Source organism: Flavobacterium amniphilum (assembly GCF_023634845.1).
Taxonomy (GTDB): domain Bacteria; phylum Bacteroidota; class Bacteroidia; order Flavobacteriales; family Flavobacteriaceae; genus Flavobacterium; species Flavobacterium amniphilum.
On sequence record NZ_JAMLJL010000003.1, the window covers coordinates 287,001 to 301,511 of the forward strand.

10 protein-coding genes are annotated in these 14,511 nt (G+C 37.6%); all 10 read left to right on the forward strand.

Features of this window, described 5'->3' with window-relative positions:
* Positions 1 to 211 precede the first annotated feature (211 nt).
* The 10 genes from NAT51_RS05035 to NAT51_RS05080 all read left to right on the forward strand — a co-directional run bounded on the left by NAT51_RS05035 (position 212) and on the right by NAT51_RS05080 (position 14,455).
* A complete protein-coding gene (locus tag NAT51_RS05035) occupies positions 212 to 934 on the forward strand; it encodes a DUF4412 domain-containing protein (protein WP_250595994.1) in 723 nt (240 codons plus the stop codon).
* A gap of 49 nt (positions 935 to 983) precedes the next feature.
* Positions 984 to 1,550, forward strand: coding sequence for a DUF3109 family protein (locus NAT51_RS05040; protein ID WP_250595996.1), 567 nt, complete (start codon positions 984 to 986; stop codon positions 1,548 to 1,550).
* Between the two features lie 254 nt (positions 1,551 to 1,804).
* Positions 1,805 to 2,782 (forward strand): ribonucleotide-diphosphate reductase subunit beta, encoded by a 978-nt coding sequence (locus tag NAT51_RS05045; protein ID WP_250595998.1) that lies wholly within the window; start codon positions 1,805 to 1,807, stop codon positions 2,780 to 2,782.
* Between the two features lie 265 nt (positions 2,783 to 3,047).
* Positions 3,048 to 5,471, forward strand: a complete 2,424-nt coding sequence (locus NAT51_RS05050) for a ribonucleoside-diphosphate reductase subunit alpha (RefSeq protein ID WP_250596000.1) — start codon at positions 3,048 to 3,050, stop codon at positions 5,469 to 5,471.
* 322 nt (positions 5,472 to 5,793) lie between these two features.
* Positions 5,794 to 6,687, forward strand: coding sequence for a hypothetical protein (locus NAT51_RS05055; protein ID WP_250596003.1), 894 nt, complete (start codon positions 5,794 to 5,796; stop codon positions 6,685 to 6,687).
* A 76-nt stretch (positions 6,688 to 6,763) separates the two neighbouring features.
* A complete protein-coding gene (locus tag NAT51_RS05060; protein ID WP_250596005.1) occupies positions 6,764 to 6,988 on the forward strand; it encodes a hypothetical protein in 225 nt (74 codons plus the stop codon).
* Positions 6,988 to 7,431, forward strand: coding sequence for a GNAT family N-acetyltransferase (locus tag NAT51_RS05065; protein WP_250596007.1), 444 nt, complete (start codon positions 6,988 to 6,990; stop codon positions 7,429 to 7,431). The genes NAT51_RS05060 and NAT51_RS05065 overlap by 1 nt, the downstream gene beginning before the upstream one ends.
* A gap of 61 nt (positions 7,432 to 7,492) precedes the next feature.
* Positions 7,493 to 8,833: a deoxyguanosinetriphosphate triphosphohydrolase gene (locus NAT51_RS05070; protein WP_250596248.1), complete on the forward strand. Its 1,341-nt coding sequence runs from the start codon at positions 7,493 to 7,495 to the stop codon at positions 8,831 to 8,833.
* A gap of 68 nt (positions 8,834 to 8,901) precedes the next feature.
* Positions 8,902 to 11,628, forward strand: coding sequence for a T9SS-dependent M36 family metallopeptidase (locus NAT51_RS05075; RefSeq protein WP_250596009.1), 2,727 nt, complete (start codon positions 8,902 to 8,904; stop codon positions 11,626 to 11,628).
* A 151-nt stretch (positions 11,629 to 11,779) separates the two neighbouring features.
* Positions 11,780 to 14,455, forward strand: a complete 2,676-nt coding sequence (locus tag NAT51_RS05080; RefSeq protein WP_250596011.1) for a T9SS-dependent M36 family metallopeptidase — start codon at positions 11,780 to 11,782, stop codon at positions 14,453 to 14,455.
* The last annotated feature ends 56 nt before the right edge of the window (positions 14,456 to 14,511 follow it).

Sequence of the window (14,511 nt, forward strand, 5' to 3'; positions counted from 1 at the left end):
ATATTGACCCAACAACAGACAACTGAAGCTCAACAAGCAGCAATATTGACCCAACAACAGACAACTGAGGCTCAACAAGCAGCAATATTGACCCAACAACAGACAACAGAGGCTCAACAAGCGACAATATCGATCCAACAACAGACAACATAGACACAAAGCAACAACAGAGAATATCACTAAAACAACAAATAATTATAACTAACACACTATGAAAAACACAAAATTAATTTACGGAATCCTTATTACATTCTTTACAATCGCCAATCTATTTGCCCAGGCCCCTACCGAAGCACAAAAGAAAGCCATGGTAGAGGCCATGAAGACGAGGCAGAACAAAGTGGATCCTTCAACAATCCCGGCCAAATATGCATTTACCTGGAAATACAATATGGAGATGACAGCCCAATCAGGAAAAACAATCAATTTCCAATATTTTTTACAACCCAACGCCACGTATTATGGAGCCAAAATGAACCAAAGAGGCTCCGACATGCTGATGGTCATGGATACCAAAAACAAGACTATGGTTACCGGTTTTAACCAGAAAGGAAAGAAAATGGCCATGGTATCCAAAATTCCGGATTATAAGGATCAAAAGACCAAACAGGAAAAATACACCTTTAAAAAATTACCCAACAAAGTTATTCTAGGCTACAACTGCAAAGGAATCCAAGCCACAAGCACTTCATCAAGCATGGTATTCTATTACACAACCGAAGCCAAAGTCAGTTTTGCAGAACTGTTCAAATCACAGCAAAACCAAGGAATTCCAAATGTATTCAACGAAGTTTTCAAAGCAGGTGAAAAACCGTTATTATTATCAATGGATTATACCCATTTAAAAGACAAATCGAAAAGTGTAAAAATGCAATGCACGGCATTAAACAAAGAAGCCTTCACATTTAACAAATCAGATTACCAATTCATGTGATGATATGTGATTAATCTTTGTACTTTTGCCGCTCAAAATTCAGGACACCATGTTTCAATTAGGCAAAACCATCGTATCAGAAGACATCTTAGAAAAAGAGTTCGTTTGCAACCTAACCGCCTGTAAAGGTGCATGTTGTGTTGACGGCGATTCGGGCGCTCCCCTTTTAGAAGAAGAAACTGCGATTTTGGAAAAAATCTACCCGGTTGTAAAACCATTTTTACGTCCGGAAGGGATTGCCGCGATCGAAGCACAAGGAACATGGGTTACAGACAAAGACAATGAACTGGGCACACCTTTAATCGATGATAAGGATTGTGCCTATGTTATTTTTGACGGAGAAACAGCACTTTGCGGTATTGAGCAAGCCTACAATCAGGGGCTTATCGACTGGAAGAAACCGGTTTCCTGCCATTTATACCCTATCCGCGTAAAAGAATTCAGCAGTTTCCAGGCGGTAAATTACGACCGTTGGGACATTTGTTCGGCAGCTTGTGCGTTAGGAAAAGAATTAGAAGTTCCGGTGTACAAATTTGTCAAAGAAGCATTGATACGCCGTTTTGGGATTGAATGGTATGAAGAACTTGAAAAAGTAGCTGAAGAATTGAAAAAATAAACCTCCTTACAGGCTTTTCAACACCTTACTTAACTCCTTATTTTACAGTAGTTCACCAAATTAAAAATTTTTACTGATTTGACTATCAGATTGTTACATCAAAACAACTGAAACCCCTTGATTTTACTGGGTTGTTAAAAACTCAAAGAAATTGTGAATAACTATGTCTTTCATTTTTGATTACAAATTCGAATCTTTGTAGTCCCGATCAAGACAAACAATCATTTTTTTAAAACACTAATTTTCAAATAGCTATGGCTACCATGGAACCCATTTTACAAGAAAACAAAGACCGATTTGTTATTTTTCCTATCAAACACCACGACATCTGGGAATGGTACAAAAAAATGGAGGCCAGTTTCTGGACTGCTGAAGAAATTGATTTACACCAGGATCTATCGGATTGGAACAATAAATTAAATGACGACGAGAAATATTTCATCAAACATATTTTAGCATTTTTTGCTGCTTCTGATGGAATTGTGAATGAAAATTTAGCGGAAAACTTTGTAAACGAAGTACAATATCCTGAAGCTAAATTCTTCTATGGTTTCCAGATTATGATGGAAAACATCCATAGCGAAACCTACTCTTTATTAATTGACACCTATGTAAAAGACGACGCAGAGAAAAACGAATTATTCCATGCTCTTGATGTGTTCCCTGCAATCAAAAAGAAAGCAGACTGGGCATTGAAATGGATTGAATCTGATTCATTTGCCGAGCGTTTGATTGCCTTTGCAGCAGTGGAAGGAATTTTCTTCTCGGGTGCATTCTGTTCAATTTACTGGTTAAAGAAAAGAGGTTTAATGCCGGGATTAACATTCTCAAACGAGTTGATTTCGCGTGACGAAGGAGTTCACTGTGACTTTGCGGTGCACTTGCATAACCACCACTTGGTAAACAAAGTACCGACAGCAAGAATCAGGGAAATTATTGTAGATGCCTTAAACATTGAACGCGAATTTATTACCGAATCACTTCCGGTGAGCTTAATTGGTATGAATGCGACTTTAATGACACAATATTTAGAATTTGTTGCCGACAGATTATTAGTTGAATTAGGTTGCGAAAGAGAATACAACTCTTCGAACCCATTCGATTTTATGGATATGATTTCGCTACAGGGGAAAACGAATTTCTTTGAAAAACGTGTAGCAGAATACCAAAAAGCAGGCGTGATGAACAATGACACTGATGCCAATAAAATAAGTTTCGACGCCGATTTCTAGGACAGAAACAACCTGCTTCATTACAATTTAAAAGAACATTCTGAACGGAATGATGAGCCCTAGCCCTGATAGAGCCGGCATCCTTTTTGTCTCGTGCCAAACGAGATAAAAAGATACAGGCGAAAGCAGGATTAAGCTCCTGAAAACCATTCGGAATAAAAATAAAACGCGTTAAAGGCCGGGAGACCTGCGTTGAATCACAAATAAAATCAAATAAGAACCAGAAAGCAAAGAAGGGATTGTTTGCTTTCACAAAACTAAAACTATGTACGTAGTAAAAAGAGATGGCCATAAAGAGCCGGTGATGTTTGACAAGATCACAGACAGAATTAAAAAATTATGCTATGGATTAAATGACATGGTGGATGCGGTAAAAGTAGCCATGCGTGTTATTGAAGGACTGTATGACGGGGTAACCACTTCGGAATTAGACAATTTAGCTGCAGAAACTGCCGCTTCGATGACGGTATCCCATCCGGATTATGCACAATTAGCCGCTCGTATCGCGATTTCGAATTTACACAAGAACACCAACAAATCGTTCTCAGAAACGATGAACGAAATGTTCCACTATGTAAATCCGAGAACCAATCAGGAAGCACCTCTTTTATCAGAAGAAGTACATAAAGTAATTATGGAAAATGCCGAGTTTTTAAACTCGCACATTATATACAACCGTGATTTCAACTACGATTATTTCGGGTTCAAAACCTTAGAGCGTTCGTACTTACTGAAAATCAACGGTAAAATCGTGGAGCGTCCACAACACATGTTAATGCGTGTATCTGTGGGTATCCACCTTGACGATTTGGATGCAGTGATTGAAACATACGACTTAATGTCTAAAAAATTCTTCACGCACGCTACACCTACATTATTCAACGCAGGAACTCCAAAACCACAAATGTCCTCATGCTTCTTATTAGCAATGCAGGATGACAGTATCGACGGAATTTACGACACGTTGAAACAAACTGCTAAAATCTCGCAATCTGCGGGAGGAATCGGTTTATCAATTCACAACGTTCGTGCAACAGGATCTTATATTCGTGGTACAAACGGAACATCAAACGGGATTGTCCCGATGCTGAGAGTTTTTAACGACACGGCGCGCTACGTAGATCAAGGTGGTGGAAAACGCAAAGGAAGCTTTGCGATTTATATTGAAACCTGGCATGCTGACGTCTTTGATTTCTTAGATTTAAAGAAAAATACAGGGAAAGAAGAAATGCGTGCGAGAGATTTATTCTTCGCCATGTGGACTTCTGATTTATTCATGAAACGCGTTCAGGAAGATGCCAATTGGACGTTGATGTGTCCGAACGAATGTCCGGGAATGTATGATGTTTACGGCGATGAGTTTGAGGCTTTATATACTTCATACGAAGCACAGGGCAAAGGAAGAAAAACCATCAAAGCCCGTGAATTATGGGAGAAAATCCTTGAATCACAAATTGAGACAGGAACGCCTTACATGTTGTACAAAGATGCAGCCAACCGTAAATCCAACCAAAAGAATTTAGGAACCATCCGTTCATCCAACTTATGTACGGAAATCATGGAATATACTTCTGCAGATGAAATTGCAGTATGTAACCTGGCTTCTATTTCGTTACCGATGTTTGTGGAAAACGGAAAATTCAACCATGAATTATTATTCTCGGTTACCAAACGTGTAACCCGAAACTTAAATAAAGTAATTGACCGAAATTACTATCCGGTAAAAGAAGCGGAGAATTCAAACATGCGCCACCGTCCGGTAGGATTGGGAGTTCAGGGATTAGCCGATGCTTTCATCCTGTTGAGAATGCCTTTCACCAGCGACGAAGCAAAACAATTGAACCAGGAAATTTTCGAAACCATGTACTTTGCAGCCGTAACCGCTTCAATGGAAATGGCGAAAGAAGAAGGTCCGTACTCAACTTTTGAAGGATCACCGATTTCACAAGGAGAATTCCAATACAACTTATGGGGATTACAGGATTCAGACTTATCAGGAAGATGGGATTGGGCTTCTTTAAGAAAAGAAGTAATGGAGAACGGTGTACGCAACTCATTGCTGATGGCACCAATGCCAACAGCCTCTACTTCTCAGATTTTAGGAAACAACGAAGCATTCGAACCTTACACTTCAAACATTTATACCCGCCGTGTACTTTCAGGAGAGTTTATCGTAGTGAACAAACACTTACTGGAAGACTTGGTAAAACGTGGATTATGGAATGAAGAGTTAAAACAACAAATCATGCGCCACAATGGTTCGGTACAAAATATCGAAGCGATTCCGCAGGATTTGAAAGAACTATACAAAACTGTTTGGGAAATGTCGATGAAAGACATTATCGATATGTCCCGCCAACGTGGTTATTTCATTGACCAGTCACAGTCATTGAATTTATTTATGGAAGGCGCTACGTATGCAAAACTGACTTCAATGCATTTCTACGCTTGGCAGTCAGGTTTAAAAACAGGAATGTACTATTTGAGAACCAAAGCGGCAGTTGATGCGATCAAGTTCACCCTGAACAACGAGAAAAAAGCAGAACCGGTAGAAGTTAAAGAAGAAGCACAGGCAGTATCCATCGAAGTAGTGGAAGAACCAACTTCCATGAGTGTTGAAGAATACAGAGCCATGATCGAACTGGCCAAAAATGCCGGTCCGGAAGATTGTGAAATGTGTGGATCTTAAGGATATTTATAAAACAAACAAAAGGCTTCATAATTGAAGCCTTTTTAAAGAATATTAACTAAACATATAAGCGAGGGAAAGAAAGAAAATAAAAAAGGGACATCCGTGGATATCCCTAACTTGGAAAACTTAATTTTTTACGGGGTCGGATCCAAAAAATATTTAAGTTTTATGCAGAAGGTAAGGGTTACCTCACCCGCTTATTTTATGCCTCAAAAGTATAAAATAATTCTTCTTCTAAGTTAAATTATCTACAGAAATTTATAACAATTTTTCAAAGTCAAGCCACATAAGGCTTGAGGTAATTTTTAAAAGAACAAGCATGGTTAAATTAGAAATTTATCGCTTTTCAATTTTAAACAAAGCGAAAGAACAACAGGTATTAAGCTTCTACAATGAAGAAGAAGATTTATTAGAAACATTAAATGATTTTTGCAGTTACATTCACCGTAATATAAGAGATTATACAGATAATCAAGGAAAATATAGAACATTCACTCTTGATAGAATTCAGAAAAAAGATCAAGAAAAGAGAACTATTACTGGTTATTTTGAATCATCATATACCGGTGAAGAAGGAAAATTAAGAAACAGAGAGACAAATGAAAAAATTATAGATATTAAAACTGACGATTTAGTCTCCAAAAGTTTTTTCTATTTGATTTATGTACCTAAAAACCTAAAATATGGTTATCTGATAGTGGAAAGAAAAGAAAATCATGGTGTCAAGACAATATTTGAAAATGCATTTAATAATTTCATGAGAGCAAAAGGGGTTTCTAACTATTATTTAGAGTTAAGACAAGCCCCACCGAGGTATTTCATTAAAAATCATTTAGAAAATGGTACTCTAAAAGAAATTAGGCTTTTTAATAATGATTCTTCAGAACTAAGTAATACATTTGGAAGAGAGGAAAGAATTTTCAAAATATCCAACAGTTCTGATTCACATGAAATGAAACGAATCCTTATTGAGTTATTTAACCAAGACGAAACGAATGAATTTACAAAGATTCCTTTTTTAAACAAAGGGGAATTTGACGAAATAGCTTTCGTTCTTGGCTACAATAAAAGCTGCAAGACTTTTTACATCAAAAACAAAGAAAAAATACGTTCTAATGTCGATGTATCTAATTTGGTAGATTATGAAAATAATCTGCCAACACTAAAGTCAATGATTAAGATTTCTTTAGAACTGATAAAATCAGCAGCTTAGGTTTTTAAAACAGCCGTCAAATGATGGCTGTTTTTTATTTCCCGAATGCGTATATTTGGTACATAAATAAAATAACATGTCAAAAGATAAAAAAGGAATCTATACAGGAATCATCGAAAAAGACGAACACGGCAATTACTTCTGTGGCGAATATTTATTGGACTACCAATACACTGAAAAGAATTTCAAATTAGGAGACCTGATTAATATTAAAACGGTTATTGAGAATCCGAGTGATAAAAGCTACAATTTATACCCTAAAAAATCACGTGTCTTCTTTCTGGCTAACGACAAGGAATAATGAAACTTATTCGTACAACTTCTGACAATCCCGACTTCAAAACGTTATCAGCACTTTTTGACGAATATCTTGTGGATATTGATGGAGAAGAAAGAGAGTTTTTTGCCTTCTACAACAATGTACAATTAGACCATGTCTTGGTTGTTTACGAAAACGAAGAGGCAGTGGGTTGTGGTGCTTTCAAAAAATTTAACGACAGCACCGCCGAAATCAAGCGTATGTTTGTACATCCTGATCAACGGGGTAAAGGCATTGCAAGACTTATTCTGGAAGAATTGGAAAATTGGGCAAAGGATTTTGGTTATCACAATTACATACTTGAAACTTCGCCAAAACTGGAAAGTGCTATTGCCTTATATAAAAAAACGGGCTATCATCTTATTCCCAACTACGGACAGTATATTGGCGTGGAGAACAGTATCTGCATGAAGAAAGAAAGTTAAAACCACATCCGTAAAAATTCTAAAAACTAAAACCTACATTCTAAAAAACTAAATTCCAATGATGAACTGGGAACAACTTTTATCTTTAAAACGCCAAGGCGACACCAGTAAACGATTACGTAAAGAACAAGACGACACCCGTTTAGGATTTGAAGTCGATTATGACCGGATTATATTTTCGTCTGCTTTCCGTAGTTTACAGGATAAAACACAAGTCATTCCTCTTTCTAAAACCGACTTCGTCCATACACGTTTAACCCACAGTTTAGAAGTATCGGTTGTAGGCCGTTCACTGGGGCGTTTGGTAGGAAAACAAATATTGGAAAAATACCCGCACTTGCAGGAAGTACATGGCTATCACATGAATGATTTCGGTGCAATCGTTGCAGCAGCATCATTGGCTCATGATATCGGAAACCCACCTTTCGGACATTCGGGAGAAAGAGCCATAGGAGAATATTTTTCAATTGGAAAAGGAAAACAATTCAAAGAACAACTTTCCGATAAAGAATGGCAGGATTTAATTGATTTTGAAGGAAATGCCAACGGATTTTCAGTAGTTACAAGCTCAAGACCAGGTGTTGAAGGCGGATTACGCTTAACCTATGCCACTTTGGGTGCTTTTATGAAATATCCAAAGGAAAGTTTACCCAAAAAACCCACTCCAAATATTGCCGATAAAAAGTATGGTTTCTTCCAACAGGATAAAGCTTTTTTTAAGGAAGTAGCAAATGAATTGGGACTAATTCCCAATAAATCAGGAGATGATATTGGCTTCGAAAGACATCCACTTGCCTATTTGGTTGAAGCTGCCGATGATATATGTTACACAATAATTGATTTTGAAGACGGTATCAATCTAGGCCTTGTTTCGGAAGACTATGCCTTGGAATACCTGATTAATCTGGTAAAAGATTCGATTGACTCCTCAAAATACAACGCCTTAACCACTAAAGAAGACCGCATCAGTTATTTGCGTGCCTTAGCCATCGGAAGTTTAATCAATGATACCGTTAAGGTGTTTATTGAAAACGAAGAAGCCATCCTTCAGGGAAAATTTCCTTATGCATTGACTGATAAAAGCAAATACAATGCACAAATGAATGACATTATTAAACTGAGTGTCAAAAACATATACCAAAGCAGGGAAGTTATCGAAAAAGAAATCAACGGATACCAGATCATCAACAATCTTCTGGATAAATTCATAACGGCTTACAACAACAAACACGAAGGAAAAGCCACAAACTTCGATAACCTTTTATTACGCATTCTACCGGAGAAACAACACATCGAAAAAGAGACATTATATGAACGTTTACTACATATTTGTCACTTCATTTCCATGTTAACCGACGGTAACGCCTTGAATTTTAACAAAATAGTCTCAAATAATGAATAAAAACTTACAGAAGTATGTAAAATATTGAATATATTAGCAGATAGTAAACAATTCAAAATCTGCATATTATGAAAAGAAAATTACTTGTGACGCTTTTTTGCGCATTCGCAGGTTTTAGTTCTGTGCATTCTCAAAGCAAAAATGAGAGAATTCAACAGTATTTCAACCAAAATGCACCAAAATTACAATTGACCGAACAGGATTCCAAAGACTGGTTTTTAGAAAACATTACGAGTTCAGAAACAACCGGAATCGAAAATTGTTACGTCAAGCAATCCCATCAGGGAATAGAAATCCAACAGTCGTATTTATACTTTTGGATTAAAAATGGGGAAATCATCAATACCCCTGAAGGTTTTCTAAACAATATCGCTGCCAAAATTAATGCAACACGCCCAACTTTATCGGTAACGGATGGTTTTTCAAAAGCATTAACATCACTTGGCGAAAGCACATTTACTTCAGCTGTTATTGAAAACACATCAAACAAATACAAATTAAGCAACGGCAACCTGACTGAAGATCCGGTTAACGCAAAACTTATTTACTTTCTGACTAAAGACAATACATTGCGTTTAGCATGGAGTTATGAGTTTTATAGCCAAAATACAGATCATTTATGGAATGTCCAAATTGATGCACAAACCGGAAGCATTCTTGAAAAAAGGGACCTTGTCTTACGTTGTGGCACTGCAGGTCACGATCATTCCAAACATAAAAAACACGCTGAAACTGATTCTTCATTCTTAAACAAATTCTATAAGCAGGAAAGCCCATCAGCGTTTTTAACTCCGGGCACGACAAATTACAGGGTTATTCCGTGGAATTATGAAAGTCCGAATCACAGCGCCAGACAATTAATCACAAATCCAGAAGCTACAACCATTCTTGCTCCATCAACAAATGCCGCATCTCCAAACGGATGGCACAATACAAGCACAACCGTTGGGGGAACTACACCGGCCGCACTGTTTAACTATTCAAGAGGTAATAATGTTTGGGCTTCTTCAGATTTCATGGATACTGATTCTGCTTCACCAACAACGTATGCAAATGCTTCGGCCGGAACTTATCCTTCGCTTACATTTGACTATCCTTACGGCGGAACAGGAATTTCACCTAAAACCTATATCAACGCAGCCATTACAAATGTTTTCTACATGAACAACATCATGCATGATTTATGGTACCAATATGGTTTTACAGAACCAAACCGTAACTTCCAGAATTCTAATTACGGACGCGGAGGAGCTGCGACAGCTGACTATGTTTTTGCTGAAGCACAGGATGGTTCTTTTTTAGCAACTCCAACATATAACAATGCAAACTTTGCAACACCGGTTGACGGAAGCAGACCAAGAATGCAAATGTATATTTGGAACAGCGGTAAAAAATTCTCAAATCTTAGCGTAACCAGCGGAACTTTAACAGGAACTTCTTATCAGATCATTGAAAATGCCTTCAACGAAGGACATGCTCATTTACCTATAGCTCCTGCAGCACTGACAAATAGCCTCGTTTTATTTGATGACGGTACTCCGGATAATTCTGATGCCTGTACAGCCGCAGTAAACGGAGCTGCTTTGAGCGGAAAAATTGCAGTAGTCAGAAGAGGTAGCTGTACATTTGCCATAAAAGCCAAAGCAGCACAAAATGCAGGTGCAGTAGCAGTTTTGGTTGTAAATAATGCAGCCGGAACAGTATCAATGGCAGGAGATGATCCTACAATCACGATTCCTGCTTTAAGTATGACGCAAGCCGACGGAGAAGCATTAATTACTTCCATGTCAAGCGGAACAGTAAATGTAAGTTTATCATCGCCTGACAGTTATGCTTATGCAGACGGAGATTTTGACAACGGAATTATAGCTCATGAGTACGGTCATGGTATTTCAACCCGTTTAGTTGGTGGAGGAGCAGGTTTAAATTCGGCTGAACAACCTGGAGAAGGATGGTCTGACTGGTTTTGGCTAATGATGCAAATCAAGCCCGGTGATACCCGAAATGACGCAAGAGGCATTGCAACGTTTTCCATTAACGAACCTACAACCGGGGAAGGAATCAGAGAATTCAGATATTCAACAAATTTGGCAGTAAATCCACATACTTATGGTGATACAAACGACCAATGGTACAATGACCCAAGTGATGGATTAGACAAAATAAACGTACACGGAGTTGGTTCAATCTGGTGTGCCATGTTATGGGATTTAGCATGGGATTACATTGACAAGTACGGATACAGTTCAAATATATACAATGGTACTGCCGGAAACAACAAAGTCATGCGCTTAGTACTTGATGCTCTTAAATTAACTCCAGCCAATCCTTCGTTTATTCAATGTAGGGATGCAATTATCACAGCAGATCAAAATACAACTGGCGGACAGGATTTTTGTCTAATCTGGGCAACTTTTGCCAGAAGAGGCCTTGGAACAGCAGCTTCAGCAGGTGCCAATACAAATTCAACACCTAACATCCAGGATCAAACGGAAAGCTTCTTAACTCCCGCACCCGGACCAAACTGTACATTAGCTGTTAACGACTTTGACAAAAACAATATTCTAATTTATCCTAACCCTTCAAATGGCTTGGTAAACATTAAGATTAACTCTTTTGCCGGCTTAACCAATTTACAGATTGTAGATCTGAATGGCCGTATCGTTTATACAAAAGATAAAGTTGATTTTTCTACAGAAAAAACTTTTAATCTAAGTCATCTTCAAGCTGGGGTTTACATCATCAAACTTAACGGAGATACTTTAAACCACACCCAAAAAATTATATTAGATTAATTACTTTAAGATATATAATAAGAATAGGCTGCCAATGGTAGCCTATTCTTATATAAAATCACAACAAAAAACCAACATGTTAAATTAAAATGAATTTTATATAAAATAATTAATATATTCGCAACATCTTTAACCAATACATCTAACTATAATGAAAAAAACTACTGTTTTATTGTTTTTTCTTATGTCTGCAGCAGGATTTTCACAGAATCCTCTCGATAAGATAAAAACATACATGAACGATAACCGGTCAAAATTTGGACTAACCAACCAAGATATTTCTGATTTGGTAATCGTAAACGAATTCAGCTCAGAATCAACAGGAATAAACAACTATCACGTGAAGCAACGTGAAAATGGCATTGAAGTTTATAATTCTGATTCAAATTTTTGGATAAAAAACAATAACGTAATCAATGGCGGTGAAGATTTCATCAAGAATGTAAGCCACAAGATTAACACTTCAACACCAAGTTTAAATGTTGCAGCTGCCATAACCGGTGTTTTACAGGAAATCAACAATCCACTGTTAGGTTCTACACAGATTCTTGAATCAAATGGTCACGATTATAAACTAAGCAATGGTAATCTTACTGAAGACCCAATCAGAGCCGAATTAGTATATTTCCTTGTTAGCCAAAATGAGTTAAAACTTGCTTGGGACTGTGAATTTTATTCTCAAGACTACAGTCACTTATGGAGTTTAAAGATAGATGCTGTTACCGGAAAATTACTGGAAAAGAGAGACTTAGTAATCTCTTGTAATTTCGGATCAAACCATAAAGAACATAATCATGTTGATTTGATTTCAAATACATTTACACAATCTTTCCTTAAAGACCGTCAATCATCATACATGATGACACCGGGAACAACAAACTATAGAGTTGTCCCTTGGAACTACGAAAGTCCTAACCATAGTGCAAGACAATTAGTAACCAACCCTGAAAACACAACTGCTTCTCCAAAAGGATGGCATGACACAAATGCTTTAGCCGGTAATATCGCTGCACAAAAATATTCTATTACAAGAGGTAATAATGTTTGGGCAAGAAATGATTTTGCAGGAACAAACTCAACAACAGCTCCAAACGGGACAAGTCCGACAGGAACAGGAACACATCCTAGCCTTACGTTTGATTTCGCATACCCGGGTACAGCTGTAGCAGCGTCAACTTATATTGATGCAGCAAATACCAATTTATTCTACATGAATAACATCATGCACGATTTATGGTACCAATACGGTTTCAATGAAGCTAATAAAAACTTCCAGTCAAACAACTACGCAAGAGGTGGTGTTCAAAATGATTATGTAATTGCTGATGCACAAGATGGAGGACAAGCTTCACCTCAAAACCTTAATAATGCTAACTTTTCAACACAAACCGATGGTATCAGTCCAAGAATGCAAATGTATTTATGGGATGTACAACCACCATTTTTTACAGTAAATACACCTGCTGACATTGCGGGTGGAAAAGTTGCAAGAGATAACTCATTTAGCCCAGGCCACGTTAATATACCTCAGGCTCCTGCAGCAATCACAGCTGACTTGGCTTTATTCAATGATGGTGTAGCTCCTGAATCAGATGCCTGTACTGCTGCAGTAAATGCTGCTGCATTAAACGGAAAAATTGTTGTCATGAGAAGAGGTGACTGTTCTTTTGCCATAAAAGTTAAAGCAGCACAAAATGCTGGTGCCGTAGCCGCTATTATTGTTAACAATGTGGCAGGTGTAGTTGGAATGGCAGGTGCAGATGCAACCATTACAATTCCTGCTATCAGTGTTACAATGGAAATCGGTGAGGCTTTAATTACCAGAATGCAAACTTCAACAGTTAATGCAACTTTACAAAAAGGAACAAGCTTTGTAAATACAGATGGTGATTTTGACAATGGTATTATCGCTCACGAATATGGTCACGGTATTTCGACAAGACTATCAGGTAACTGTTTAGGAAGTTCTGAACAACAAGGTGAGGGATGGTCAGACTGGTTCTGGTTAATGATGCAAATCAAACCGGGAGACACAAGAAACGGCTCGAGAGGAATTGGTACGTTTGCACAAAACGAGCCAACAAATGGCAATGGTATCAGACAATACAAATATTCTACAGACATGGCCGTAAACCCTCATACATTTGCTGCAACGAATGCAATGTCGTATACTGATGCAAACGGAGATGAACAAGTAAATGTACACGCTGTAGGATCTGTTTGGGCAGTAATGTTATGGGATTTAGCATGGAATTATATTGATAAATATGGCTATGATCCTAACATCTACTCTGGAACAGGAGGTAACAACAAAGTAATGCGTTTAGTTCTTGATGCCATCAAACTTGACGGATGTAGCCCCTCTTTCGTATCAGCGCGTGATGCAATCATTGCTGCAGATCAGGCCACAACAGGAGGACAGGACTATTGTATGATCTGGAAAACTTTTGCGAGAAGAGGTCTTGGTATTAATGCTTCATCAGGAACAAATTCAGGAGCAGACGGAATTAAAGATCAGGTTGAAGATTTTACAGAGCCGGCTCCGGGTCCAAATTGTACTCTTAGCGCAGATCAGTTTGAAAACAAAAACAATATTAGAATTTACCCTAACCCTTCTAATGGTTTAATCAACATCAGAATCAATAGTTTTGCAGGAGTTGCAAATCTTCAGATTGTTGACTTAAACGGAAGAGTAGTTTACTCTAAAGAGAACATTGACTTTGGAACTGAAAAAGCATTTAATCTAAATCACTTACAATCGGGTATCTATGTAGTTAAACTAAACGGTGACACTATTAACCATACTCAGAAAATAGTTTTAGAATAATAAAACAGTAAATAATACTAATAAAAAACTCCGCTAATTGCGGAGTTTTTTTATTT